This window comes from Ruegeria sp. B32, assembly GCF_025141855.1.
Lineage (GTDB): Bacteria > Pseudomonadota > Alphaproteobacteria > Rhodobacterales > Rhodobacteraceae > Ruegeria > Ruegeria arenilitoris.
This window is the reverse complement of record NZ_CP081106.1, coordinates 1,073,780-1,099,835: the sequence shown is the minus strand read 5'-3', so window position 1 is coordinate 1,099,835 and position 26,056 is coordinate 1,073,780. Positions and strand designations below refer to the sequence as shown.

General features: G+C 55.1%; 26 protein-coding genes and 1 pseudogene. 9 read left to right on the top strand and 18 right to left on the bottom strand.

Annotation, left to right across the window (positions count from 1 at the left end; genetic code table 11):
• Window positions 1-188: 188 nt before the first annotated feature.
• The 11 genes from K3752_RS05700 to K3752_RS05650 form a co-directional block, all read right to left on the bottom strand.
• Window positions 189-563, bottom strand: coding sequence for a phosphate acetyltransferase (locus tag K3752_RS05700; RefSeq protein WP_170363886.1), 375 nt, complete (start codon window positions 561-563; stop codon window positions 189-191).
• Window positions 557-913, bottom strand: coding sequence for a MaoC family dehydratase (locus K3752_RS05695; protein WP_170366797.1), 357 nt, complete (start codon window positions 911-913; stop codon window positions 557-559). The genes K3752_RS05700 and K3752_RS05695 overlap by 7 nt, the downstream gene beginning before the upstream one ends.
• Window positions 906-2,396, bottom strand: a complete 1,491-nt coding sequence (locus tag K3752_RS05690) for an AMP-binding protein (protein ID WP_260065455.1) — start codon at window positions 2,394-2,396, stop codon at window positions 906-908. The genes K3752_RS05695 and K3752_RS05690 overlap by 8 nt, the downstream gene beginning before the upstream one ends.
• The gene (locus tag K3752_RS05685; RefSeq protein ID WP_260065453.1) at window positions 2,389-3,168 is read right to left on the bottom strand and encodes an enoyl-CoA hydratase/isomerase family protein; all 780 of its coding nucleotides are present in this window, start codon (window positions 3,166-3,168) and stop codon (window positions 2,389-2,391) included. The genes K3752_RS05690 and K3752_RS05685 overlap by 8 nt, the downstream gene beginning before the upstream one ends.
• Window positions 3,165-3,761 (bottom strand): TetR/AcrR family transcriptional regulator, encoded by a 597-nt coding sequence (locus K3752_RS05680; protein WP_170363827.1) that lies wholly within the window; start codon window positions 3,759-3,761, stop codon window positions 3,165-3,167. Before K3752_RS05680 ends, K3752_RS05685 begins: the two co-directional genes overlap by 4 nt.
• A complete protein-coding gene (locus tag K3752_RS05675; RefSeq protein WP_260065451.1) occupies window positions 3,758-4,543 on the bottom strand; it encodes an alpha/beta fold hydrolase in 786 nt (261 codons plus the stop codon). The genes K3752_RS05680 and K3752_RS05675 overlap by 4 nt, the downstream gene beginning before the upstream one ends.
• A complete protein-coding gene (locus K3752_RS05670) occupies window positions 4,540-5,598 on the bottom strand; it encodes a branched-chain amino acid ABC transporter permease (RefSeq protein WP_260065449.1) in 1,059 nt (352 codons plus the stop codon). Before K3752_RS05670 ends, K3752_RS05675 begins: the two co-directional genes overlap by 4 nt.
• A 1-nt stretch (window position 5,599) precedes the next feature.
• A complete protein-coding gene (locus K3752_RS05665) occupies window positions 5,600-6,631 on the bottom strand; it encodes a branched-chain amino acid ABC transporter permease (RefSeq protein WP_260065448.1) in 1,032 nt (343 codons plus the stop codon).
• The gene (locus K3752_RS05660; protein WP_260065446.1) at window positions 6,632-7,354 is read right to left on the bottom strand and encodes an ABC transporter ATP-binding protein; all 723 of its coding nucleotides are present in this window, start codon (window positions 7,352-7,354) and stop codon (window positions 6,632-6,634) included.
• A complete protein-coding gene (locus K3752_RS05655) occupies window positions 7,347-8,111 on the bottom strand; it encodes an ABC transporter ATP-binding protein (RefSeq protein WP_260065445.1) in 765 nt (254 codons plus the stop codon). Before K3752_RS05655 ends, K3752_RS05660 begins: the two co-directional genes overlap by 8 nt.
• Before the next feature lie 75 nt (window positions 8,112-8,186).
• Entirely contained in the window at window positions 8,187-9,362 is a 1,176-nt protein-coding gene (locus K3752_RS05650) for a substrate-binding domain-containing protein (RefSeq protein ID WP_260066261.1), read from the bottom strand.
• A 721-nt stretch (window positions 9,363-10,083) separates the two neighbouring features.
• On the opposite strand from K3752_RS05650, the gene K3752_RS05645 reads away from it, so the two are divergent.
• A complete protein-coding gene (locus K3752_RS05645) occupies window positions 10,084-11,664 on the top strand; it encodes an arylsulfatase (RefSeq protein WP_260065443.1) in 1,581 nt (526 codons plus the stop codon).
• A 311-nt stretch (window positions 11,665-11,975) separates the two neighbouring features.
• Here K3752_RS05645 and K3752_RS05640 read toward each other — a convergent pair whose 3' ends face one another.
• Window positions 11,976-12,611, bottom strand: coding sequence for a DUF1826 domain-containing protein (locus K3752_RS05640; protein WP_260065441.1), 636 nt, complete (start codon window positions 12,609-12,611; stop codon window positions 11,976-11,978).
• A pseudogene (locus tag K3752_RS05635) lies at window positions 12,608-13,822 on the bottom strand (GTP-binding protein). The gene K3752_RS05640 and the pseudogene K3752_RS05635 overlap by 4 nt, the downstream one beginning before the upstream one ends.
• 105 nt (window positions 13,823-13,927) lie before the next feature.
• Here K3752_RS05635 and K3752_RS05630 point away from each other — a divergent pair.
• The 3 genes from K3752_RS05630 to K3752_RS05620 all read left to right on the top strand — a co-directional run bounded on the left by K3752_RS05630 (window position 13,928) and on the right by K3752_RS05620 (window position 16,814).
• Window positions 13,928-14,356: an Rrf2 family transcriptional regulator gene (locus tag K3752_RS05630; protein ID WP_260065439.1), complete on the top strand. Its 429-nt coding sequence runs from the start codon at window positions 13,928-13,930 to the stop codon at window positions 14,354-14,356.
• A gap of 526 nt (window positions 14,357-14,882) precedes the next feature.
• Window positions 14,883-16,277 carry an alpha/beta fold hydrolase gene (locus K3752_RS05625; protein WP_260065437.1) on the top strand — a complete coding sequence of 465 codons (1,395 nt, stop codon included), beginning with the start codon at window positions 14,883-14,885 and terminating at the stop codon, window positions 16,275-16,277.
• 48 nt (window positions 16,278-16,325) lie between these two features.
• On the top strand, window positions 16,326-16,814 hold the full coding sequence (locus tag K3752_RS05620; RefSeq protein ID WP_260065436.1) for an alpha/beta fold hydrolase: 489 nt from the start codon (window positions 16,326-16,328) through the stop codon (window positions 16,812-16,814).
• Here the strand turns inward: K3752_RS05620 and K3752_RS05615 are convergent.
• The 3 genes from K3752_RS05615 to K3752_RS05605 form a co-directional block, all read right to left on the bottom strand.
• The gene (locus K3752_RS05615; protein WP_260065434.1) at window positions 16,771-17,526 is read right to left on the bottom strand and encodes a DUF4239 domain-containing protein; all 756 of its coding nucleotides are present in this window, start codon (window positions 17,524-17,526) and stop codon (window positions 16,771-16,773) included. The two genes, K3752_RS05620 and K3752_RS05615, sit on opposite strands and share 44 nt — an antisense overlap.
• A gap of 484 nt (window positions 17,527-18,010) precedes the next feature.
• Entirely contained in the window at window positions 18,011-18,718 is a 708-nt protein-coding gene (locus tag K3752_RS05610) for an IS6 family transposase (RefSeq protein ID WP_010442732.1), read from the bottom strand.
• A 109-nt stretch (window positions 18,719-18,827) separates the two neighbouring features.
• The gene (locus tag K3752_RS05605) at window positions 18,828-19,583 is read right to left on the bottom strand and encodes a helix-turn-helix transcriptional regulator (RefSeq protein ID WP_170343062.1); all 756 of its coding nucleotides are present in this window, start codon (window positions 19,581-19,583) and stop codon (window positions 18,828-18,830) included.
• A gap of 153 nt (window positions 19,584-19,736) precedes the next feature.
• Between K3752_RS05605 and K3752_RS05600 the strand changes: the two genes are divergently transcribed.
• Genes K3752_RS05600 through K3752_RS05580 form a run of 5 tightly spaced genes read left to right on the top strand, consistent with a single transcriptional unit; the run spans window position 19,737 to window position 24,543 of the window.
• The gene (locus tag K3752_RS05600; protein WP_170343060.1) at window positions 19,737-20,849 is read left to right on the top strand and encodes an ABC transporter ATP-binding protein; all 1,113 of its coding nucleotides are present in this window, start codon (window positions 19,737-19,739) and stop codon (window positions 20,847-20,849) included.
• 34 nt (window positions 20,850-20,883) lie between these two features.
• Complete coding sequence (locus K3752_RS05595) at window positions 20,884-22,047, top strand: PotD/PotF family extracellular solute-binding protein (protein WP_260065433.1); 1,164 nt, start codon at window positions 20,884-20,886, stop codon at window positions 22,045-22,047.
• Window positions 22,048-22,085: 38 nt separating this feature from the next.
• Entirely contained in the window at window positions 22,086-22,937 is an 852-nt protein-coding gene (locus K3752_RS05590; RefSeq protein ID WP_260065432.1) for an ABC transporter permease, read from the top strand.
• A 7-nt stretch (window positions 22,938-22,944) separates the two neighbouring features.
• Window positions 22,945-23,766 (top strand): ABC transporter permease, encoded by an 822-nt coding sequence (locus tag K3752_RS05585; protein ID WP_093962200.1) that lies wholly within the window; start codon window positions 22,945-22,947, stop codon window positions 23,764-23,766.
• 18 nt (window positions 23,767-23,784) lie between these two features.
• Window positions 23,785-24,543, top strand: a complete 759-nt coding sequence (locus tag K3752_RS05580; protein WP_170343551.1) for an SDR family NAD(P)-dependent oxidoreductase — start codon at window positions 23,785-23,787, stop codon at window positions 24,541-24,543.
• A gap of 93 nt (window positions 24,544-24,636) precedes the next feature.
• Here the strand turns inward: K3752_RS05580 and K3752_RS05575 are convergent, their stop codons facing one another.
• Window positions 24,637-24,789, bottom strand: a complete 153-nt coding sequence (locus K3752_RS05575; RefSeq protein ID WP_170408147.1) for a hypothetical protein — start codon at window positions 24,787-24,789, stop codon at window positions 24,637-24,639.
• Window positions 24,790-24,898: 109 nt separating this feature from the next.
• Complete coding sequence (locus K3752_RS05570) at window positions 24,899-25,942, bottom strand: AraC family transcriptional regulator (protein ID WP_170357385.1); 1,044 nt, start codon at window positions 25,940-25,942, stop codon at window positions 24,899-24,901.
• Window positions 25,943-26,056: the final 114 nt, after the last annotated feature.

Below are 26,056 nucleotides of genomic sequence, written 5' to 3'. Positions count from 1 at the left end.
GGGGGTGACGTAAGGTATAGATTTTTTAGGGTGTTAAACTGAAGGTAATCCTTCGCAGCAAGAACACCGCTTTGGGCTTACAAGCGGTTATTCGCTGCGCTTGCCGGGAGCGTCCGTTCTATAGGCAATCCTATTGTTAAGTGAATGCCAGGGAAGGACTGCTCTTTCTTTTTAGGATCGTTGCAGACCTATGTCTGTTCACGAAAGGCTCCACATACATCTTTGGCTTTTACCAGGCTGCGGCCCTCGCAAATCACGGTGCCGTCGGGGGTCGTACAGCTCGCCCAGAGATCCACCAGATGTTTTTCGGGGCGCAGTTTCGTAATCGAGACTTGCGCTGTCAGGACTGTGTCCAGTGGTGCTGCAGCATTAAACTTTAGATCTTGTTTTAGGTAGTTGGTGCCTGAACCTGGTAGCTCGACACCAAGTAGGTAAGAAAACAGAGCGGCGAGCAGCGGCTCGGGGACGCCTTCAGATTTGCCCCCACTCAGCGAAGTGAAGGCGCGTATGTCTTCTTCGGTGTACCGCCGAGCGATGTGAGCGGATTGTCCAACTTTCAACATCGGATTTCTGCCTTCCCGATCAAACATTCTGCGCCGTCGGCAACCCGAACGGCACGCATTATCAAGCGTCCTTGCGTCTCCTGTTTAATGGACAAATCCAGCGGCTCTCCGGCAAATGCCGGATTTGGAAACATGAGACTCTGTGAAGACGTGTTGAGGGATGGGTCGTTTTTCTTCAGCATGCCCCAGAGCTTGGCGTAGAGCAGCATGCCGTGAGACACCGTCCGACCGAATGTCGTGTCGGCGCAGAAATCCGGGTCCACATGGATCGCGTTGTCGTCACCGGACACGCGCGCAAAGGCATCAAAGTCATCTTGCGTCGGGGTCCAGCGTTGTTGGAGGTCAATCATGACCAAAAGCCTCGATCAGAGCGGGCTTGCGAATTTTGCCGGCCGCGGTGCGTGGGAAATCCGGGACAACTCTCACATATGCGGGAATTTTGTAGCCGGCCAAACGTTCGCGGCACCAAGAACGCAGGTTTTCGGCATCAAGCGTTTGTTTCGGTCGCAATAGAATGAACGCGGCGCCAACCTCTCCCCATCTATCGTCGGGCACACCGATCACAGCTGCCTCGAGAACGGCGGGATGGGAATACAAAACCTTCTCAACTTCAGCCGGATAGACGTTTTCGCCGCCTGAGATGTACATGTCCTTGATGCGGTCGACGATGTAGTAGTACCCGTCTGTGTCGCGACGCGCGATGTCTCCGGTTTTGAGCCACTTGTCTTCGGTGAAGGTATTTGCCGTAGCTTCTGGATTGGCAAAATAGCCCGGCGTCACACCGGGGCCTTTGATGTGCAATTCGCCAACTCCTTCCCTGCCATCGGGTACTCCGCTCAATCGTACTTGCGTCAGGCTTTGCGGTTTACCGACCGAACCGATCTTTTGCTCGGCATGGGCGGGATCCATCAGAAAAACAGTTGGGCCAGTTTCAGTCATGCCCATGCCATTCAGGACTTTCACACCGCGACCCGCAAAAAATCGGATCAACGGTTCCGAGAGGGGGGCACCGCCGCAACCGCAACGGATGTTGTGCCAATCAAGTTCGTCAATCCAGGGGGCAAGCGACAATGCCTGATAGACTGCGGGTACGGCGAAGAACTGGTTGATCTGACCGGACGCGATTAGGTCGCGTATCTCGTCCACATCGAACTTTGGAAAGATTGTCGATGAACCGCCGGATAGAAAAATGGGCAGTGTGTATAGGTTGATCCCCGCCGTGTGGAACAACGGCAAGAAACACGCGGAGCGGTCAGTCGATGCGATATCGATGGCTTGCCCGATGTTAATGGTGTTTGCCCATGCCATTCCTGCGGTTTGGATGACGGACTTGGGCAAGCCCGTCGTTCCAGACGTGAAGAGCAGATACCAAGGTCGATCAGAGGGGATCGAAGCCGCCAACTTGGGGCCACCTTGCTCGATCCATCCTGCAAGATCGTTTTCTATCGTCAGGAGCGGTGCCCCGATCCCTCTTGCCGTTTCGGCTGCAACTTTTTGGAACTCGGCGTCTGTGAGCAAAACCGAGACACCAACTTGCTCCAGAGTTTCGACAAGCTCCGGCGCGGGCTGACGCCAATTTAGGGGGCAGAGAATGATGCCTGTTTTTTGGCAGGCAAAAAGGGTGATGAAAAACTCTGCAGAGTTCTGGCACAGCATGGCCATTCGGTCGCCCTCGGAAAGGCCAAGGCCAGAGAGACCGGCCGCAACTGCATTGGCGGCATCATTTATCTGGCCAAAGCTCCAATTGCGCGACGACGACGTGTCATGAAACGCAAGGGCATTGGGCGAAAGCTCCGCCCTTTTCGCGGCCATGTCAGGGATCTGGTCAAACATTTCTTTCATCCCTTGGCTGAAGGAATTCTTGCATCTTAGTCAGAGTTTCCGGTCGTCCAATCATGGCCCTGAAGGACTCGGTCTCGGCCTCGAGTCGTGTTTTGACGACCGCCCGGCGCTTGTCGTCCCAGAACAGGGACTTTGTTGCCAGCGCCGTGCCGGTTTCGATCTGGGCAAGCAGCTTCGCGGCTCGCATTTCGGGATTGTTATCAACAGCCTGAACAAGCCCAAGGCTTCTCAGCTGCTCTGAGCCCTGCCGATGGTTGGCCATTATCCAGCCCCTTGCGTTTGCGCCGCCAATCAAGTCCGGCAAAAGGGCGGTCCATCCGCCGTCCGGGGCAAACCCCACCACCCCGTAATAGGGCTGAAGAAACGCGTCTGGCGCTGCAACCACCAGATCAGAGGCAAACACCATTCCGGCTGACCCACCAGTCGCCGCACCGCGCACGGCCGAAGCCAAGACTACGGGCATCTCGACCATGCGCAATACCAGCGCCTGCAGTACGGTTACGACCTTTGCAGTATAGCTTTCGACCTGCCCAGCCCGGGCTGCCTCGGCAAACCGACCTACATCACCGCCGGTCGAAAAATTGCGCCCGCCTGAGATCAGTGCTTTTTTCACATCCGATTGCTCCAGCGCATCGAAAGCAAGGTGCAGTTCGTCGAGAATGCCGGGCTCCAGAGCATTTGAGCGAGGCGCTTGCAAACGGATCAGACAGCAGGGCTCGGAGTTTGGCAGGTCTTCTATGTGCCAGGCGACCAACCTGCTCATGGGGCCAAGCCGTTGCAGATCAACTTATGTGCCTCGGCGACAACGCGGTCGATGTCGACGTTGTCGTCCCAAAGCACGTAGCGCTCGCCCAAAGCCTTCGCAATCCCCATCAGGGCCCAGGCTCTGACCTCCGCGTCCCCTTGAGAAATCTCGCCCTTGAGTACGGCGTGCTCCAACTGATCGGCGTAAGCCTTGCCAAACTCTGTGTAGTAGGTGCGGTAGGCTTCGGGATCAACGAACCGTGCCTCTTCGACAATGCGGTATTGCAACGGCCGGTCACGAACCACGCGCAAATAGGCCTCCAGCCCGGCACGCTCTGCTTCCAATCGGTTTGGCGCGCCGACGATCTGTTCGGTCGTTTGCGTTCTTGTGGCGCGGCCCATGTCCTCGACCAGCTCACGAAACAGTGCTTCCTTGCTGGAAAAGTAGATGTAGAACGTGCCAAGTGCCGTTTCTGCCGTACGTGTAATGTCGGCGATTGAAGCGGCTGCAAAACCCTTTTCACCGATCACCTGCTCAGCAGCCGCAAGGAGCTTTGCGCGGCGCTCAACCCCGCGTTTGGTTTTTGGTTGGGAAGCAGAGGATTTCGTCATTCCGTCAGTGCCCTCCTGCGCTCAGTCTTTGTGCTTTCCAATGTCCTGACAAACCGCCGGATGGCATCGCAAAAGGCGTCAGGCTCTTCGAGATGCGGAGAATGCCCGGAGTTCTGGAAAACCCGCACCTCGGCCATAGGCGAATGCCGTTCGATCCAATAGGCCACTTCCGGATCGTAAAGCCTGCTATGCGCCCCCGCGCAAACCAAGTACGGAATATCGATCGCGTCGATGCTCTGCCGTGCATCCATTGCAATTAGATCGTCCCAAATCGGGCGCAGCGCTGTCGGGTCTTGCTTCAAAAGAAGCGCCCTCATCGCGTCTTCATTCGCCTCCTGGAGCCCGTTGGGCGCGTACATGTTGTGCAGAATGTTTTTGACCATGCTGCGCCATTGAAATTCGATTTTCGAGGACGTGGATAGAACAGCCTCAGTATTTTGGCCGCCCAGTCCAAACGCCCATTGATCGTCAGGCAGCAATCGCGGGCTCATGTCGATGGTAACCAGCCCACTCAAGCTTTGGGTGCCTTCCTGCGCAAGATACTGCCACGCAACAGCGGCCCCCATGGACCAGCCGACCAAAACAGGATGATCCAACTGATTGATGATTTCGCTCGCAACCTCGACACAGCGTGCAAGGCTGGGCTCATCCATTTCCCGGGAACCATGTCCGGGCAAATCTGGTGCATAACAGTCGAAACCCGGCCCGAGCTGTGTTTTGACCCCATCAAAAACCGCACCATTCATGGCCCAGCCGTGCAAAAAAACTAGCGGAACGCTCATGCGGTACGCTGCCCGCGCAGGCGCCCGACGATGCCGGTTGGGAAGAAATAAACGCTGAGAATAAACAGGATGCCCAGCCACATCAGCCAGCGGTCGGGATCAACAAGCTCGGGGATCAGCGGCAAACCTTCGGTGGCATGAGACGCCGCGCCCATGAGATTCTGAAGATAGGTCTGTGCAAGTACAAAAAGCACCGCACCCAGCACCGCTCCATACATCGTGCCCATGCCGCCAATGACGACCATCAGCAGAATGTCGAGCATAATCTCAAAGCTTAGCGTTGTGTCGGGCCCAACATACCGTAGCCAAATTGCAAACAAGCTTCCGGCAAGCGCAGCGGTGGCCGCCGATAAGCAGGTTGCGGCCGTGCGATACCATACGACCTGGTAGCCGATTGCCTCGGCTCGAAAATCGTTCTCGCGGATGGCTTGCAGGACGCGACCGAAAGGAGAATTCACGATACGCAGAAGAAGCAGGAACAGCACCAGCGAGCTGAAGAAGATCAGGTAGTAGTTCAGGATTTTCCCCGTGAACTTGACCCCCATCACCTCGCCCATCCTGTTGGCAGAGGTCAGAACGCGCGGGATTTTATAGGTCAGCCCGTCCTCACCACCGGTGATGTCAGAAAACTGCGACACAAGAACTGCGACGGCAGATGCAACGGCAAGCGTGATCATCGCAAAGAATATCGCACGCACTCGGAGGCTGAATAGGCCAATCAGCAGTGCCAGGACGATTGCTGCCAACGCGCCCAGAACCGAGCCGACCAGAAGGGAATCAAACCCGCGCCCCATATGTGTGGACGCAAGCGCGACGCCATACGCGCCCATGCCAAAAAACATTGTATGGGCAAAACTCACGATCCCGGTGTAGCCAAGAAGCAGGTCATAGCCTGCCACCAGTACGATAAAGATGCAGATCCGAGCAGCGGTGTCCAAAGCGCGCACGCCTTCAAAGATGAACGGCGCACCGGCCAAGCATATCAGGATCAGCAGCAGCAGCGCCGTCAGAACGGGAGAACGGGGCGTGTCGCCAGATATCAGACGTACAATCATTTCACTTGGCCTTCACTACAGGCAGCATACCTTGCGGCCGCCACATCAAGATTGCAGTCATCAGCGCGATGTTGGACACAAGCGCCAGTTTGGGTTCGAGGAATGCCACGTAGTTCTGCAAAAGCCCGACCAGGAGCGCGCCTATGAAAGCGCCCTCGATCGAGCCAAGACCACCGATAATTGCCACGATGAATACAAGGACCATCATGCGTTCGCCCATGCCCGCAGTGATAACCTCTTGATAAAGGCCCCACATCACACCGCCCAAGCCAGCAAGCGCTGATCCGGCGATGAAAACGCCGACGAAAACCACGCGCAGACGATACCCCAGCGCTTCGACCATCGGGCCGTTTTCGACGCCTGCCCGAACGATCAATCCGATCTTGGTACGGCGCAGGATCATACGCATGGCAATGAACAGAACAGCTCCGATCCCCACGGCGAGAAGGCGATATTTTTCCATCGCGGCGCCTGCAAAGGTTATCGCGCCTTTCAGCATTTCGGGGCGGTTGATAAAGATTTCATCCGGGCCCCAGATCACATGGATCAGCTGTTCGATCACGATCAGGCCGCCAACGGTGACAAGAATCTGCTTTAGGTGTGCGCCGTAGACGGGTTTGACGATCACTCGTTCGAACACCCAGCCCAACGCACCGGTCACAGTCATGGCAGCCACAACAGCAAGAAAAACCGCCGACATATTGAGGAGTAGTGAAGTCGCTCCGGTCCAGTCGCCAAGCGCAATCAGGACCGAGATTCCGACGAAGGCCCCGACGGACACGAATGCACCGTGACCAAAGTTTATGACATCCATCAGGCCAAACACCAGCGTAAGCCCGGATGCCATGATGAAAATCATCATCCCCATGGCGAGGCCCGACACGGTCAAAGTCAGCCAGGATGATGGAGCGCCGATCGCGAAGAACCCAAGCACCACGAGGATCGGGATCAACAGAAACGGCATCGCCTTGTCCAGACGCTCACCCAGCGAAACGTCCGCGAAGGTTGGTCTGTGATCAGGAGCGGCGGTCATTCAGTGCGCCTCCATGCTTAGACCCATCAGGTTTTCCTGAAGGTCTTTATTGCTTGCAAGTTCCGCCATGGCCCCGGTCCAGATTACGCGCCCGTCATCCATGACAACCGCGCTGTCTCCCAGGGCTTTGGCGACTGAAAAATTCTGTTCCACCAGAAGGATCGAACGGCCCTGTGCCTTTAGTTCGCGCAGAGCGTTGGCCATGGTCGCAATGATGGCTGGCGCCAGTCCCTTGGTGGGCTCATCGATCAGATACAGTTCGCGGTCTTCGGCCATAGCACGGGCAATGGAGAGCATCTGTTTTTGGCCCCCCGACAGGTTTCCCGCTTCGCTGTTCCAGAAGGTGCCCAGTGCCGGAAACGCGCCCAACAGCCACTCCTTCCGTTTCGGGTCAAGCGGACCGGAGCTGGCACCCAGAACCATGTTTTCTTCGACCGTCAGATCGCTGAAGATGCCCATATCCTCGGGCACGAAGCCAATGCCGGCGCGGGCGCGGGCAGAGACCGGCAGGCGCTTCAGGTCCTGGCCGTCATAGAGTATCTCGCCCGACTTTGCGGTCCATTGCCCCATGATAGTCTTCAGCGTCGTGGTTTTGCCTACGCCGTTGCGGCCGAGAAGCATTGTCACCTCGCCACGGGGCACCTCAAAGTCGACACCTTGCAGAATGTGGTATTGCGCGATGTCGGTATAGACACCTTTCAGCGTCAGGATTGGGTCAGACATGATCCATTTCCTTACCCATGTAAGCCTCTTGCACTACGGCCGAGGCCATGACTTCCGCGGGTGGACCGTCAGCGGCCAACGCGCCATTGTGCAAAACGATAATGCGGTCAGCCAGAGTTCGGATCACGTCGAGCTTGTGTTCGACAAGCAGCACTGTTCTGCTGGTATCGGCCTTGATCTCTGCAATCAGGTCCAGGATCACCGGAGCCTCATCCACGCTCATGCCTGCTGTTGGTTCGTCGAACATGTATACCAGCGGGTCGAGGCCAATAAGCATGGCCACCTCCAGCTTTCTCTGATCGCCATGCGACAGTTCGGACACCAGTTGGTTTTTCTGCGTATCGAGGCGAACCCGCTCCAGAATGCCGCTGGCTTCCGCAGTCAGTTCGGTGTGGCTGTCTGCCATCGAAAACAGCCCGAAGCCTTTGTGTTTACGCGACTGGATCACCAGTCGAAGGTTTTCAAGAACCGAAAGGTCGGGGAACAGGTTGGTCAACTGAAACGCGCGCCCCAGGCCTCGACGGCAGCGTTCGGCGACACCGAGGCGTGTGATGTCCTGACCATTCAGGGTCACTGTTCCCGCGGTCGCCGCTATCTGACCTGAGATCAGGTTAAAGTAGGTCGTCTTCCCTGCGCCGTTGGGCCCGACAATTGCCGTCAGCTCTCCGGCCGGAAATCGGCAGGTCACCGCATCGACGGCCACATGCCCACCAAACCGCACAGTGAGTGCGTCAGTTTCCAAAAGTATCTGGGTCATTGGGTGAAGTCCTAATGTCCCCGGGGCGGAAAAGGCAAACCGCCCCGGCTTCATGCGACAAACTGAGGCCGCAGCTTATTGATTGCGAACGGGAATTTCCATCTCATCCATGCCGATCTCACGGACCAGTACCGGCACACCATAGTCCTTGCCGTCCTGAATTTCGGTGCGGAAATGGTACATGGTCTGCATTGCCTGATGATCTTCTGGGCGGAACATCATCGTGCCTTTGGGAGTTTCCCAAGTGAGCCCCTTCATCGCAGCAATCAACGCTTCGGTGTCTTCAGCGCCTCCAGCCTTTTTGATCGCTTCAACAATGGCGATTCCTGCCGCCATGCCGCCGGCTGTAAAGAAATCCGGCGGGCTGTCGAAACGCTCAAAATGCGTTTTCACAAGCCAGTCGTTCACCGGGTTCTTGGGGATCTCATAGTAGTAGTAGGTGGCGCCTTCCATTCCAGGCAGCTCTTTGTACGCCTTAAGAGCCGCAAGGATGTTTCCGCCTGTGGCGATCTCGACCCCAAACCGGCCAGGCTCCATCGCGTTGATCTTGCTCATCGGATTACCGCCACCGGCCCAGATGATGAACAACTTCTTTTCGCCTTCGATCTCAGCCATCGCATTGAAAATGCGTTCTGCGGCTGCGGTGAAATCCGTTGTGTCGGTCGGCACATATTCCTCATGTGCCAGTGTCGCACCAGTTCCTTCCAAAGCTTCCTTGAAAGCCGCTACGCCGTCGCGACCAAACGCGTAGTCCTGCGCCAGAGTTGCAACCGTGACGTTCTCACCGCCCAGAGCAACAGCGTTCGCAATCGCATCCTGAGAGGAGTTGCGGCCAGTACGGAAGATATATGGGTTCCAGTTTTCACCAGTGATCGAGTCCGCCACCGCGGGCTCTACGATCAATACACGCTCGTATTCCTCGGCAACGGGCAGCATTGCCAAAGCAACACCAGAACTGACCGGGCCAACTGCGATATGGGCGTCATCGTCGCCGTAAGCCTCTTCCAGCTGCGCACGGCCAATGTCCGGCTTCAACTGTGTGTCTTTCTCGATGATGACGATCTTCTCCCCGTTGATCTCCATCGTGCCATCCGTGGCGTATTCCAACCCCAGCTTCAGACCATTGTGGGACTGGGCTGCATAGGCCTCAAAAGGTCCAGTTTTGCCGTAGACATGGGCAATTCTTATTTCCGCAATCGCCGTAGACGAAATCAACGCGCCGACAGCGGTTAGTGCGAGCATGCGCAACATAAAGGCTCCTCCCGTTTTCCTCCGTCGAAAATGAAACATGAATCATGATTCATGTCAAAGACAATTGTTCTGAGAGGCGGCCAACAAGTTGCATGGAACTCGTTAGGCCCGCTTCGGTGTGTAACAAGAAACCCGATGGCTATCCGCCCCCTCAGACGCAGCTTGGCTGGCAATGAACCTGAACAAACGTGGGCTCTTTAGAGTGAATTTAGGATCACTTTTCGCGGGACGGAAATTTGGCCAACGATGTCTGCAACCTCGCGAGGCCAGGTTGGGGAAACAAGTTTGGCACACGCGAGGCCCCACTCAGACAGCGTTTACGGCCATACAGCCTGAGCCAGATCAACGTCACTCACTACCGGCGATCCAGCAACGTGGGTACCTTACTTTCGGACCGTATGCGACCATAGTAACGCAGTGTTTGATCACCAACGCGGTCTGACAAAACAAGGGTATCGAGGTAACTAGAGCGCAACAAATGAGCGTCAACTTAACCTGCGACCGAAGATCTTCTTTTTGCTGAAGAAATTCGCCTTCGGACTCTTAAGGCACGCATTTGCTAATTATGGCGAGAGTAGATGATATGCGGACGAAGCCGTCGGAGTGTGTTACTTTGCAGAAGCCAAGCTTTCAAAAAAGACTTTGACCGTTCTATTCAAAAACTCAAACTGAGAAGCGGTTGGCTTGTGTTGCACCAAATTATTTCAACAAGAGGTTCACAATGAAACAAAAACTGTTTTCTATTGCTGCCGGCGTTGTTCTGTTTGCCAGTTTCGCGGCAGCCCAGGAAAGCGATCGCCCGAACATCCTTGTCATCTGGGGTGACGATATCGGATGGGGGAACCTATCGGCCTACAACCACGCAGTCATGGGTTATTCGACGCCCAGCATCGACCGCATCGCGGACGGAGGTATCCTCTTCACCGATCACTACGCACAACCCTCCTGCACCGCAGGACGAGCCGCATTCATTACCGGTCAGTACCCAATTCGCTCGGGCATGACGACTGTGGGTCAACCTGGCTCGCCCCTTGGACTCCAAGCTGCAAGCCCAACGCTGGCCGAAGTGCTCAAGGCCGAAGGGTATCGCACCGGGCAGTTCGGAAAGAACCACCTCGGTGACCGCAACGAACACCTTCCGACTGTACATGGGTTCGACGAGTTCTTCGGTAACCTCTACCACCTAAACACTCAGGAAGAAGCAGAACAGCGGGACTACCAGCGGTTCGCTGAAGCTTACGCCGGCTCAGTTGAAACCTATGAGGAACAGTTCGGAACGCGCGGCGTTCTGCACACATTCGCAACCGAGACGGTGGATGAGACCGAGATGCCGCGTTTCGGCGTAGTAGGAGCGCAGACGATAGAGGATACCGGGCCGCTCACGCAGGAACGGATGAAGACCTTTGACACAGAAGAGATGATTCCGAAGGCACTCGAATTCATGGCCGCCTCGCAGGAGGCGGGGGAGCCATTTTTTGTCTGGCTAAATACCAGCCGAATGCATCTCTATACGCGTCTGCGTGACGAGAGCCGCTATTTGGCCGAGGATTACACTTCCGAATACGACTTTTATGGTTCGGGTATCATTGAACACGACAACGATATCGGGAGAGTGCTTGACTGGTTAGACGAGCAAGGACTGAGCGAGAACACCATCGTCTGGTATTCGACCGACAACGGGCCAGAGCATTCCTCGTGGCCGCACGGTGGCACCACACCGTTCCGGGGCGAGAAAATGACCACGTACGAAGGTGGCATCCGCGTTCCTTCGATTATTCGGTGGCCGGGCGTCTTGCCCGAGGGAGTTACTCTCAACGGTATTCAGGCTCATGAAGACATGTTCACAACCCTCGCGGTTGCTGCAGGGGTTGAGGACCCGGTCGCAATGGTGCGCGAAGAGATGAACCAGTATATCGATGGAGTGAACAATTTGCCTTACTGGGCAGGCGAGACAGACGCTTCGGCACGGCGGCACATATTCCACTACTACGAGAGCCAGATGATGGCGGTACGTATGGGGCCGTGGAAAATGCACTTCTCGACCAAGGAAGACTACTACGCTCCGATCCAGCCACAGACCATGCCAATGATGTACAATCTGCGGGCCGATCCTTACGAAAGCTACGATGATATAAGTGCTCAAGCACATCTGTTGCAGAAGATTTCATGGCTGTTTCAGCCGATGAACGTTCTGATGGCAGAACACCTTCAAAGCCTCGTGGACTTTCCTCCTGTGCAGGGTGGGGCGTCCTTCGACATGTCGAACATTGTCGAGGACTTCATCAACAAAGCCATGCAGTAAACCTGCGGCGGTTGAAAGTTGACCAGTCAGGCGCGTCAATTGCGCCTGACTGTTTATCTCAAACCCTCGAAACGCCACTCACCATCTGAGCGCTTAAGGTTTGGGGCGGTCCTTTGCGTAGTCCTGCTGCAGGTCCGCTCTGCCGGACAAGTCTCATCTCCAGGTCGTTTCAAGCGACCGGCAGTTCCGGTAAACCCTGCCATATCTTAACCAGTTCTTCTCTGCTCTGCTGCGTCCCCAAAGCGGCCCCTCGGCAAACTCTGCCTTATGCTCCCTCTTCGTAGCGCTTTCAGTTTAGGAGCCTCAGCAATTCATTCAGCTTCGTCCGGGTCCAAAACTGGGTCGACAACGAGCACCAGACGGGTTTCGCCCGTCCCTTCAATCGGCGGTGAACGATGCAAAAGGCCTGACGGCGGTTCGGCAGGCCAGAGCGTGCCTCGCAGGAGGATTGGCGCGCCTGTTGGTACCGTGAATACACGCTTTGGTTTGGCGCCATCCGTGGAAACACCGTATTGGGTTCCCGTGCCGCGATAGGTGCACACAAGGCGGGCAGTGATCGCGTCAATGTGGAACCTGCGACAGGCGTTGGTTTGGATCCTGTCCAGCCGCAGACGCAGGTAATCCGTCTGCATCAGGTCCGCGAACATGCGCGCCATTTCCGCGATATCTGCCTCAAGCCAGGCACGTTCACCTCCGTTTGGCATGGCCGACATATCGCAAAGATGTCCAACGGTTTCGGCCACGGCACCCTTGGGGAGAATGACGCGGCCATTCGGCAAGGCATCTTCGGGCACGGATTCAAGCCAGGACTGCACATCTTTCTGCATGTTTCGCCGACAAATAGCCGCAGCGCATCCTGGCTGCAAAAAGGCGCGCAGTCCCGCAGGGTCGCCCGCAACAGCAACGCCGACTGCTGCGTCTTTGACCGTTTTGCGGACGAAGCTCATGCCGCGTCCTCAACGCGCCGCCAGCCGGGAAACGGGTCGGGCATGTCCAGCGGCAAAGCATCTGGTCTGGCAGCCATGACCGATGGCACGAGGCAGGCATCGAGTTTTTCCTTGAGAGCAGGCCAATCAATGCCAGAACCAATAAACACAAGCTCTTGCCGCCGGTCTCCCCAAGGCTCAACCCAATGCCGCTGCATGTACTCGCGCGCTGATGCGTGGTCTGGCCAGCGGTCTTGGGGGACAGAGGCCCACCATGTGCCGATAGGTTTGACGCTGGACAACGCGCCCGCCAGTGAGAACTCGGCCACCCAGTCAGGGCGGGTTGCGATCCAGAAATGACCCTTCGCTCGGATCACCCCGGGCATATCCCCATTCAGAACCGCGAGAATCTTTTCCGGGATGAAGGGCTGGCGCGCACGGTAAACGTAGGAGGTCACCCCATACTCTTCGGTCTCCGGCACGTGGTCCGCAAAGCCGTAAAGTTCCTAGGCCCACATCGGATGCTCATGCGCCTTGTCAAAATCGAACAGCCCGGTGTCGAGGATCTTGTCTGCGGCAACCTCTGAATGGTTCGTCTCGATGATTTCGGCATCCGCATTCAGACTGCGAATGATCTTGCGGACAGCATCGACCTGACCTTCGGTCGCGTCAGCGACCTTGTTGAGGATCACCACATCGGCAATTTCCATCTGGTCAGTCAGAAGATGCACCAACGTGCGCTCGTCTTCATCGCCCATGACTTCGCCGCGATCCCTCAGGAAATCGTGGCTGGAGAAATCCTTGAGCAGGTTCACCGCATCCACGACTGTCACCATCGTGTCGAGCCGCGCAACATCGGACAGGCTTTCGCCAAACTCGTCGCGGAATTCGAATGTGGCCGCTACCGGCAGCGGCTCGGATATGCCGGTGCTCTCGATCAGCAGGTAGTCAAACCGGCGCTCAGCGGCCAAGCGGCGCACCTCATTGAGAAGGTCGTCACGCAACGTGCAGCAGATGCAACCGTTGGACATTTCAACCAGTGTCTCGTCCGTTCGACTGAGTTCGGTGTCCGCGCGCACCAGATCGGCGTCGATGTTCACTTCCGACATGTCGTTGACGATCACAGCAACACGCCGCCCTTCTCGGTTGTTCAGAACCCGGTTCAACAGGGTGGTTTTGCCGGCGCCCAGGAATCCGGACAGGACGGTGACGGGTAGACGGGAATCTGGCATGTCTGAACTCCAATGGTTGCAGCGACAGTCACGCAACTTACGCAGTTACTAGACGAATGCAACTGCAATTGTTACGTTTAGGTCTGACCCGGAGAAGAATTGCCCATGAAGCGAAACAGCCGCTTGTCCCTTGCCTTGCACACCCTGAGCCACATGGCCGGAGAACCGAACTGTGTGCGCACATCGGCGGACATTGCCGATCACGCTGGAACAAATCCCGTGGTCGTGCGCCGAGTCCTCGGAAAACTGCGCGAGGCAGGGCTTTTGCATTCTGAGAAAGGCCATGCAGGCGGATGGCGTCTGGCCAAGTCAGCCGAAAGCATCACGCTTGCGGACGTTTATTTGGCACTCGACGAAAGGCTTGTTTCTGGGGCTGGCGGCGATGCTGAACTTTCTGACTGCAGCGTCGAAACAGGCCTGCAAGCACGTATTGCGGAAGTCCTCGACGAAATCGAAGCAAACCTCGTGGAACGCCTGCGCGAAACCACAATCACCGATGTTCATCCCAGCAGCTGCAGCTATTGCGCGAGCTGAACTCTTGCTCCACCCAAATTGATCCGAATAGCATTGGCAGAAGGTCACCTTTGAAAGTTTCACTGTCAAAGGTTTTGTACTCGGCGCGAAAGGCGGCTTCACCTTTGACCTTCTTCATGCTGCTGGATCAATGCGCGCACACCCGACCTTGTCGAAGGGGCCTATGACGGTGCTGTCCACGTCTTGATGGTTGTTCAACCAGGCAACCAAAGAGCGGTTTCGAACTCATTACTTGGAACGGCATTCAATGCCCGCTCAGACGAGATGGGCTGCATTGCAGCGACGCTCATGCCGCGCAACGTTGTAGTGCGAGCCCTTTCAGAGAATTTCTGGCTGAGCGAGCGTGCAGCAAAAATTGAAGACTCCCGCTGTGGGCTGTAAGGAGTCGCTCATAGAGATTGGGCGAATGACTGCTGTGCGAGACGAAACCGCAGTTTGCGAGCACAGATGCAGGGACCAGCAAATTGTCAGTTCTAACGATTTATGAACATGCTATTGTCTCCGCGCTAACTTGCGGGAAATGAAAATGAGCCAACGTCGCCTTGCTGCGCTCCTTTCTCTGGATGTCGTCGGTTTCAGTCGGATGATGCAGGGCGGCTCCAAGCGACTGCTCAAAACACTGAACACCTTGTACCGAGACTTGGTAACGCCGATCGTTGAACAAAAATCTGGCCGGGTGGTCAAACTGTTGGGCGACGGAGCATTGATTGAATTTCCGTCGGCAGGAAACGCCCTGGAAGCGGCAATTTCGATCCAAACCAAGTTAAGAGAGCCAGACCAACCTTACCTGGTTCCAGAACGTATCCAGCTTAGAGCGGGTTTGCATGTCGGCGACGTCACCGTCGATGGCGATGATATCTTCGGAGACGGCGTCAACATCGCTGCGCGGCTCCAATCGGCAGCCGAACCCGGGGGCATTCTGGCCTCAAAGGTACTTTGTGATCTTGCCGGAGCGGATTATGCCAAACGTTTGCGCCGTGAAGGGCTCCATACGTTCAAAGGCATTGAACAGCCAATCGAAGTGTTGTCGATCAACTTCACCGATGAACATGTGTCCAAATCGCGCGCTAACTTCGCCAAAACGCAGGAAATTCGGTATTGCAAAACTGACGACAACATTAGCCTGGCCTGGAGCTCAGTTGGGGACGGTGCTCCGGTCGTAAAGGCGCCAAGTTGGATCGGACACTTGGAACTTGACTGGCGCAATCCGGGCAAAGCTCCAATTTACACTTCCATCGCTCAACGACATCGTTTGGTGCGTTTCGATGCCAGGCTCAACGGTCTATCTGACTGGGATGCAGAAACTTGCACGTTCGAACGGTTCGTTGATGACTTGGAAGCCGTTTTTGACGCAGCGGGTATAAAGCGCGCGCCGATCCTTGCAATATCACAGGGGTCCGCAGTGGCAGCCGCCTTCGCAGCGCGCCGACCTGACCGCGTGTCTGCGATCGTAATGATAGGTGGGTTCCCGATTGGTCGGGCAAGACGAACGTCACAAAGAGATGTGGAACGCGCCAGCGCAATTAAGCAGATGATGACTGCCGGGTGGGACGATGATTATCCGTCTCTCCGTGATTTAATGGCACAAATCATCGTGCCGGGCGCCAGCCAAGAAGAACGGCGGCAATATGCCGAAGATATGCGCAAGATGATTTCACCCGAAAACATGGGGCGGTATCGTGGCGTGATTGATAACATCGATATCACACCGATACTTTCCAAGGTCGAAGTGCCGTGCCTTGTTTGTCATGCGACCGGTGACAGGATGCAACCGGTCGAACAAGGACGGTTGTTTGCAAAGGGATTGCCCAACGCGAAGTTCATCGCCTACGAAAGTTCGAACCATACCATCCCGGACAACGACCCGGAATGGCCACGTTTTGAAAGGGACGCCCTGGCTTTCTTGGCTGAACACAGCTGAACCATTGCTCCAAGTGCCTTCGGGTCTGGCGCTGTATCTCCAAAACAAATGCAACAAGAATTCTTCGCCAGAGCAATGGAACACAGAGTTGCGATAAATGCAGCGAGGCTATCCTACGCCCAGCACGGCGAAGGTGAACCGGTGTTCTTTGTTCACGGTTCGAATGCGGATCATCGGGTTTGGGATACGCACCGCGATTTAATCACCCCACATTACCGGATGATCAGACTGACGATGCGTTACTTTGGAACAGAGGCGTGGTCTGACGACGGAGAGGATTTCAGTTTACAAATCCTTACAGATGATCTCGCCGCGATAATCCGAAGCCTGAAGCTTGAACTCGTGACACTTGTTGGATGGTCTAAGCTACAGCTTGCTCCGACGGCTGCTCAGCGGACGAACTCGACATTCGCCGCAAGCGGCTTGAGCCGCCCAAAAACAACAGACGAAACCGCCCTATGCGGTTATCTAAGCTGTGTGTTCAGGCTAACCCTCAAAATGATCTTTCGATCACCTTTTCAAGTGAAACTGGTGTGACTTTAACAATCCGCTCGAATGGATTCCCCATAACGACGATTCCAAAAAGCACTGCTCCGTTCAATGCCGCAAACATCGCCATCACCGCCGTAGAAGCACTACTCAAGGGGTATGCTAGCAAACAAATAAAAGTAAAAACAAAACCGACTGAAGCGATCGTCCAAAATAGCCGGGTTGGGCCAGACAGGACATTCAAACTGAGAGTGGCACGGGTCTCTTGCACAACCAGATGACTGGTAAGAAGGTTTTCTGCAATCGGTTCGTTTGCGTTTGACCGCAGATGCATCAAGCCAGTACCGATCTCACGCATTAGCGCGTCTGCTGCCAACGAAAGCTCGCCTTCCCTGAGAAGGGGCCATTCCTCATTGACTAAGACGTTTGCCAGTTCCGCCACTTTGGCTCTAATGATCGCAGCTTCCGGGTCGCTCGACCAACCCAAGCCTTTATGAATTTGCTCTATTTCTATGGCCTGCTGGTTGGCAACAGATCTCAAGTCGGTGAAGTCGTCTCGAGTTACGCTAAAGCCAAGTGTCAGCAACAGCGAGTGTATCACTGATATTCTGAATGCGCCCCAATCAAGAAGCTTGATGTGTTCGTCGGCAATTCGGTTATGTATCACGGCATACATCAGGCGGTACAGCAAAGTTGTGACGAGGGTGAAGCATGCGACACACAGCAAGAATACGGGTATCAGATCATTAGAAAAGGCCAAGGTCCGTACCTTTCGATCACTTTTTCGCCGCTCAACACCCACTTTTGAATGAGCATCCAGCGACCTTATATTGGAAACGCACGATCGCAAACACTGCTACTTTGGGTCGCCGAAGACAAACGTCAGCTTCGGGCTTAACTTGGTCATCTGACTATTTTCTAAAATGACTGCTATGAGCGGAAAGAAGACACATAAGAGTGTGACAGCGCGGGTTAGGGCCTGCCTCTGACGTCCCAAAACTCTTTATACGGCTCTTGGTATCCAGCTCCTTCATGGCTGCACACCCTCAAAACAATGATTATAAAGAGTGCCATCAGGATTGCTCTGGCACTTGGCGTTTGGAGCAAGTATTTCATTATTCTTTGTTAATGTTGCATTTGTGACTTGGCAAAGAAGTCCCGCGCTTTTTCATTCAGTCCGCCAGTTGAACTGGTGCTGTCAGACGAATTCGAACCAGTCTCAGTTTGCCGCGGAAACCGCGAACCTATCCGGAACAAAGCTGACGCCACTCGCTAAGAGCGGCGGCGCGGGTCAGCTTGAAGGTGTCTCGACTGGCTAGCGATCTTTCCTGGTTGAAGTGATTGTAGACGGAGGAATGGACGGAGGCGAATTTCTGTAGACTTCGCATGCGCCTGAAACGCTGCATCGCGCGTTCGCGTCGTCGAAACGGCAGGTGTGAATTCTCGGCGCGGTTGTTGAGCCACCTGCCCGTCTGTTGTTTTTCGAACGCGCCTATTTCTCTGAGCGCAGCCTTGTAGGAAGCGAAGCGATCTGTGACGACCTCCTTGGCGCAACCGTGCCGTTTCATCAATTTCCTGAGGAATTTTAGTGCTGCAGCCTTGTTTCGGCGCTTGGTGACAACCGCTTCCAGCACTTCACCTTCGTGATCTACTGCACGCCACAGATAATGTCGCTTGCCATTCACCTTTACGAAAACCTCGTCCACGTGCCACTTCCATTTCGAGAACGCGCGCAGCTGCTGCACACGCTTCCGTCGGATCTCAGCTGCAAACATTGGACCAAACCTGTTCCACCAATATCGGACGGTTTCGTGGCTCACGTCGATGCCTCGCTCGTGCAACAGATCTTCGACATTTCGAAGCGAGAGCGGGAAACGGATGTACAGCATCACCGCAAGGCGGATGACCTCGGGACTGGTTTTGAAGTACTTGAAAGAGGCAGGTTTGGTCATGGGCAAAAGCTACGCAACCGTCCTGCCTGCCTCAAGACAAGTTCTTCTGACAAGACCCACAAGGTAGCAAGGTCGGCAAAACGGATAAAGTGGGTGTTCAAGGAACCTTTTAAAGCGCCTTTTCAATGAACTTTGAAAAAAGCTCACCCTGCGAGTTGATCCTAAGTTTCGCGTAAATGTTGCGTCTGTGGATGCGGACTGTGCCTGGAGAGATGCCGAGAATTGTGCCAACAGCTTCTGCCGAATGGCCCTTCAATGTGAACTCAACGACTTCTCGTTCTCGTGGCGTCAGAACGCCATCGCCAAATGCCTGGAATGCTAGATCAACGCGACGACTAACGCCATTCGCTGCGGCGCCGCGGGCCATCGTTGGAAAGTCACTCCAATGTTTGCAACAGGCTGCCCGAACGAGCGGCCATAGAGCGTGCAAATGACGAATTTCCTTGGCGGAAAAAGGCTTCTCTGCTCGCATGAGCGAGACCACAACCATCCCAGCGCCTGGGATATCGATAAAGTAGCCAATCTCCTCTGCTAACCCAGTCCTTTTGTAATAGCTGCGATAGTATTCGCCCTGATAGAACCTGTCCGGTGCGATATCGCGCATGCGGTACAGACCCGGTGTTATTGGTTTTGTCGCGGCCAAAAAAAATGGATCAAGTACGTAGGGCCCGGCTTGGTAATCCTCAACAAAAATACGCCGTTTGCTTTTGGGGAAATCGTCGTGAAGGTCTATTGGTGCTTCGGTTCCAACATGGCCAAACACCACCGTAAAATCAAATGGTGCGACCTGCCGTAAGCCATCTGCCAAAGCACATGGAAATTCTGGGGTTCCGATCTTCTCCACGACCCTGCCGGCCTCTTCCATCCAATCGTACACACGCCGCTCCAGATTTTCGAAAAGCACCTCTATACCCCAATTGTGGTATATACAGTTATTCCGAGTTATTGTTACTTTTTCCTTGTTTGAGTGGTATGCCAACAAATGCCAAAAAATCAAGCAAAAGGAAAACGGCAGTATATGAGCTTTGACATGAGCGTCACCATGCAGACGATTGCGGAACTCCGAGGAGTGACCAAGACCTTCGGGAATGTGGTCGCCGCCAAAGACCTGAATCTTTCCATTGGGAAAGGAGAGTTCCTGTCGTTCTTAGGCCCATCTGGTTGCGGCAAAACCACTGCGCTTAGAATGTTGGCAGGTTTCGAGAAGCCAACCGAAGGTCAGGTGTTGCTCGATGGAGAAGTCGTCAACGACTTGGATGCGCACCATCGCCCAGTCAACATGGTGTTTCAGCACTATGCTCTTTTTCCTCACCTAAGCGTGTTCGACAACATCGCGTACGGCCTGCGCCAACAACGACCACGCGTAGACAAACAAACAATCGCGACAAAGGTTGAGCAAGCGCTGGAAACTGTCCGTCTTGGTGGGTTTGGCCCACGTCGCATCTGGGAGATGTCTGGTGGTCAGCAGCAACGCGTCGCTTTGGCGCGTGCGATCGTAAACGAGCCCAAGCTTTTGCTGCTTGATGAACCAATGGCTGCTCTGGATCGAAAGCTTCGAAAAGAAATGCAGTTTGAACTGCAGAACCTGCAACGACAACTGGGAATAACTTTTGTCCTCGTCACGCACGACCAAGAAGAAGCGCTTTCAATGTCCGACCGAATTTGTGTGATGGAAGGCGGCAGTATTGTGCAGGTTGGCAGCCCACGCGAACTCTATGACATGCCCCGCAGCCGCTACGTGGCTGGATTTGTAGGCACCTCAAATTTCTTTGATGCAACTGTGACTGACTCAGCAACCGACCAAATCACTGTGCGTTTAGCGAGTGGCCAAAAGGTGCACGGAACTCCGGAGATTCCAATAGATGCAGGGCAGGAAGTGTGCGTTAGTATCCGTCCTGAACAGATCACGCTGACCCGCGCGCTACCCACAGCTGAAATCGCTCTGCCAGTTACCATTCAAAATCGGATCTTCCTTGGGGAGCACACAGAATACCTTGCGCGCAACGAAGCACTGGGTGATTTCCATGTACTTGTGCCAAGGCAAGCGGAATTGAACGAGGGGACGTTCAATGCAGGAGAGCAGGCCTTTGTTTCATGGGGCGAAGGCGCACTGCTGATCCTGGAAAAATAACAAATCCCGCAATCCAACAACAGAGAGGTTCACAATGACCAAGGATAATGGGACTATTTCCAAGCAAAAGTTCATGGAAGAGCTTCGCCGGTACCAAAAGGGTTCGGTTACACGGCGACATTTCTTAGGCGTGACAGGTCTTGGGATGGCAACGGCCGTTCTGGGCACGGCCATTCCTGGGTTGCGTCCACGCCCGGCATTTGCTGCCGGGGACATTGGCGACCGAGTGATCCTCGCCACATGGCCGAACTACCATGACGAGATGAACTTCGAAGCCTTCACGGAAGCCACTGGCGCCCATGTTCAGGTCAATGTTTTTGGCTCGAATGAAGAGATGTTGGCAAAACTACAGGCTGGAGGGTCTGGCTGGGACGTTTTCGTTCCAACCAACTACACGATCACTACGTATGTGGGTGAAGATCTGATCATCCCGCTCGATACGTCCAAACTGCCAAACTACGACGCAGGTTCATTCGAACAGCGCTTTTCCGATGCCGGTTCTGTCGATGGCCAGCTTTACGCGGTCCCAAAAAACTGGGGCACGACTGGCTTTGCAGTGAACACCAGCAAGCTTGACGGCGCTCCGACTCCAACCACATGGAAAGAGTTCTGGGACCTTACTATGGAAGGTTACTCAGGCCGGACAATGGTGCATGATTACCAACTCACCACCATCGGTAATGCCCTGAAATACTTCGGCTACTCCTTCAACTCGGTCGATGAGAAGGAACTGGCGGATGCCGAGAAATTGTTACTGGATGCCAAACCGCATCTGTTTGCAATCTCGTCGGATTATCAGCCACCGATGCGTAACGGTGACGCCTGGATGACGATGTGCTGGACAGGTGACGGCAAGCAGATGAATGTCGACTTGCCTGAAATCGCCTACGTTCTGGGAACTGAGGGCGGTGAACTCTGGTCCGACTACTACGCTATTCCTAAGGGCGCACCCCATATGGATGCCGCTTATGCCTTGATCGACTTCCTGCTGAACCCGGAAGTTAATGCGAAAGAAGTCCTCGCCCACGGCTATCCATCGGCTGATGCTCGCACCAATGCGTTGCTGCCGAAGGAACTACTGGAAGATCCGATCCTTTATCCGGCAGCTGACCTTCTGAATGCACTCGAGTTCGGCGCGGCGGCTACGCTAACCGATCCAAACCGTGCCGAGTTGCTCGCCCGCTTCAAGTCGGCCTAAGCGGCAAGGCCGCCAATATCGGAAAAGACGAGGACAAAATGACCGTACGAGGCAGAAAAGCACTGTTGCTGGCTCCAGCAGGAATATGGCTTTTGGTAATGCTAGCCCTTCCTCTGCTGGTCGTCTTCGTCTTTTCCTTTGGCGAACGGGGTGCCGCCGGAGGCTACGTTCCAGCGTTCACGTTGGAACAATATGCCAACCTTCCTGCGCGATGGACGGCGTTTAAGAACACTTTGATCCTTGCACCTCTGGGGACTATCGCTGCGTTGGTAATTGCCTACCCGCTCGCCTACTTTCTTGCAGTGCGTTGTTCACCAAAGTGGAGAACTTCGCTGTTGATCCTAGTGATCGTGCCGTTCTGGACATCGATCCTGATCCGGTCATACGCTTGGATTTTCATCCTTGGGGGGCGTGGCTTGCCCGCTTTACTGGAGTCGATCGGCATCGATGATATCCGCCTGATAAATACGCCGTTCGCTGTGCTTGTCGGGATTGTCTATGGGTATCTACCTCTGATGGTTTTCCCGATTTTTGTAAGCTTAGACAAACTGGATAAACGCCTTCTGGAAGCATCGGCTGATCTCGGCTCTACCCCATGGCGTACGTTCCGTCAGGTGACACTTCCTTTGTCGGTACCTGGTATCGCAACTGGCTGCATGCTGGTCTTCATCTTGCTGATGGGCGAGTTTCTGATCCCAGCGATCTTGGGCGGCGGAAAGGTCTTTTTCGTCGGAAATGCGCTGGTGGACCTGTTCCTGCAGTCTCGGAACTGGGCGTACGGATCGGCGGTCGCAATGACTCTGGTTGTCGTAATGCTTGTCACTGTCTCAATTTACATGAAATTCATCTCGCGCCTGGGTGGCCAGCGCGAAGATGTCTCGCTGATGTGAGGGTCCGATGCGCTTATACGCGATTTGCGTCTACCTTTTTCTCTATATTCCAATCGGCATCATCGCGCTTTTCAGCTTTAATGCCGGACGACACGCAAGCCAGTTCATGGGGTTCTCGACCCAATGGTATGGTAGAGCGCTGAACAACCCATTTGTAATGGACGCGCTCGAGACCAGTCTGCTTGCGGCATTAATAACTGCTTGCCTCGCATCCACTCTCGGAACCATGGCGGCCATCGCTTTACAAGGGGTTAAGGGATGGCTCCGAACTTTGTTTGATGCGATGATTTATATTGCGATAATGATACCCGGTATCGTCATCGGCATCGCGACACTCATTGCCCTGGTCACCGTATTCGGCTGGCTAAACCCGCTTCTTGCAAGCCTATGGCCCGATGGAGCAAATCCCCCGCAACTTTCCATGGGGATGCCCACGCTTGTCGCCGCCCACACCATGTTCACAATGGCGCTGGTCATAATCATCGTACGTGCAAGGCTATCGGGTATGGACCGCGCGCTCATGGAAGCTTCGGCTGACCTCTTTGCGACGCCCTGGGGCACCTTTCGACAGGTGACCCTGCCGTTGATAGCACCGGCAATTTTGGCAGGCTTCCTGCTCAGCTTCACTTTCTCATTTGATGATTTCATCATCGCGTTCTTCGTAGCTGGCTCAGAAACAACCCTGCCAATCTACATATTCTCATCCATCCGGCGCGGCGTAACACCCGAGATCAATGCCATCGGCACTATGGTTATGGGCGCGTCGCTCTTGTTGCTCGTAGCAGCGCAGCTGCTTTTGCGCCGAGGCGCCTCAAAATCGAATAATTAAATAAAGGAGCCAAGTGACATGCGGCTTGCAGGTAAGGTCGCGCTCGTGACGGGCGCGGGATCAGGAATTGGTCGGGCGGGTTCAATGGCAATGGCACAAGAGGGTGCGCATGTTGTGGTAACCGATCGCGATGCAACACTTGCTGAAGCCACTGTGGCCGCGATCGTAGCGCAGGGAAATCAAGCATCTGCCATACAGCTTGATGTGACCGATGACGATGCCCTTACCAGAACCATAGACGAAGCAGTTAAAAACTTCGGTCGGCTTGACGTGTTGCACTCTCACGCTGGGTTGCAGATCGAAGGAACGCTGGAAGAAGTGGAACCAGATGGAATGGATGCTTCTTGGGCATTGAATGTCCGCGCTCACTTCATTGCCGCGCGTGCAGCCGTCGCCCATATGAAATCACAAGGTGGAGGCAGCGTGATCGTCACGGCCTCCAATTCTGGGGTTCAATATGACCGGGGTATGATCGCCTATGCGACTACAAAGCACGCTGCTGTTGCGATGGTTCGTCAGATGGCAGCCGACTACGCTGTCCATGCAATCCGTTTCAATGCCCTATGTCCAGGATTTGTAGACACCCCTTTCAATGCAGGCTTCGAAAAGCAGATGGGAGGCCGTGCCAAACTGGAAAGCTACATCGAGCAGGCGATCCCCATGAGTCGATGGGCGACAGTTGAAGAGATTGGCCATGGGATTGTCTATTTAGCTTCAGATGAATCCGCTTTTATGACGGGGCAAGCCCTGGTTATCGATGGCGGTGAATGCATATAGTGATGGGTTAGACCGCTCAAGAGAATGTCTATCGCCGCAATTCATTTTGGCGAGCACATTTCAGTCCGCTTTGGGCTCGAGGCAGACGTTCGCTCACCTACGCTCAATGACTGCATTGCGGACAAATCCGCCGCTCCCATTGCCGAGAACGATGGAGGCAATCAGCCCAAAGCGGTCATGCTTGATCAGCACGTTGGGCGGCAAGCGGGAGTTCGCTGCGGATAGCATGGAGGTCTCCTTTCCCATCGATTGCTCCCCGCGAAGGGCTCGCCGGTTCATGCATCTCTTCGGCATTACCATTGGCGACCGAGGTTCCAAGAGATTGCGGTAGTCGAGAAGTCGCAGCGGGGTCAGGCTAATCTGCAGGCGCTCCGGCAATTTGGGCCTCTTGTGCCTCCTTATTGCGCCAATCTTTCGGGGATATGCCGAAGTTCCGCGTGAAGGCTCGGGTGAGTGCCGATGTTTCGGACAAGCCGACCAATTGGGCGATCTCCTTGATCGAATGATCAGATGTGGTGAGCAGTTCGGAGGCCTTTTCCATCCGCAGCCGGTTGATCACCTTGGACGCCGTTGTTCCGTAGGAGGACAAGCGCTTGTTCAGCACCTTGGTGGTGATGCTGCACATCCGGGCGGCCTCGCTCACCGTCAGCGCCGGATCGGACAGCCTTGATCGCACGAGAATTTCGAAGCCTTCGAGGTAGTCCAGGGGCACATCGACCTGAACCGGTTCTTCGATATCATTGTCGTGGTTCACGAGGAGTTCGGGGTTGATTGGAAGCGACAGCCAGGCCGCCGGAAAGCGGATGGAGAATCCCCTGTTGTTGCACTTGATGCCCCGCACGCCATGAAACTGCTCCGGCAGCAGGGTCGGATCGCAGAGGCGCAGAACAACCTGGGTTGGATCCCATCGGAAATCGAGAACACGGTGCAGCAGGGAGATCCAGATCCCGACGAGAAAGGCGTCCGAATGGCCCGGCGACACCTCGGGTTCGAAATTGCGACTGGTGGTGAAGTAGGCGTGTTCCTCCTCGATCAGGAGCCGGAAGGACACCGCGTTGCTTTCCTTCGAGACGATCTGGGTGAACCGGGTGAAGAAATCGCCAAGGGTCACCGACTGGCCGAGGAGCGCCCCACGCGGCAGGAACTTCAACAGGTCTGTCTGTTGTCCCGCCAAGGCGCAGATATCCGGCCGGGTGATGTCGGCGATGGAGGCCAGCGCCGCATAGACCGTGTCATGCGGGATGAACTCGGCCGGGTTCAGGACCTGTTCCTCGCTCAATCCATGCAGCCCGAGCGCAAAGGCCGGATCCGCATCGAGCCGCCGCATCATCGCTACGACGGGGCCGAGGACCGTAGCACGTACGAGGGACAAACCGTCCTTTTGTTCTCCTTGCGGCATCCACATCACCCTTTCGCTCTCCGACACGCTACGGGCGCGGGCGCCTGACGGCCAAGCAGAAATTGGCTGAAATTGACCGGATCGGGTCAGAAAAATGCACCACGGGATCAGCGG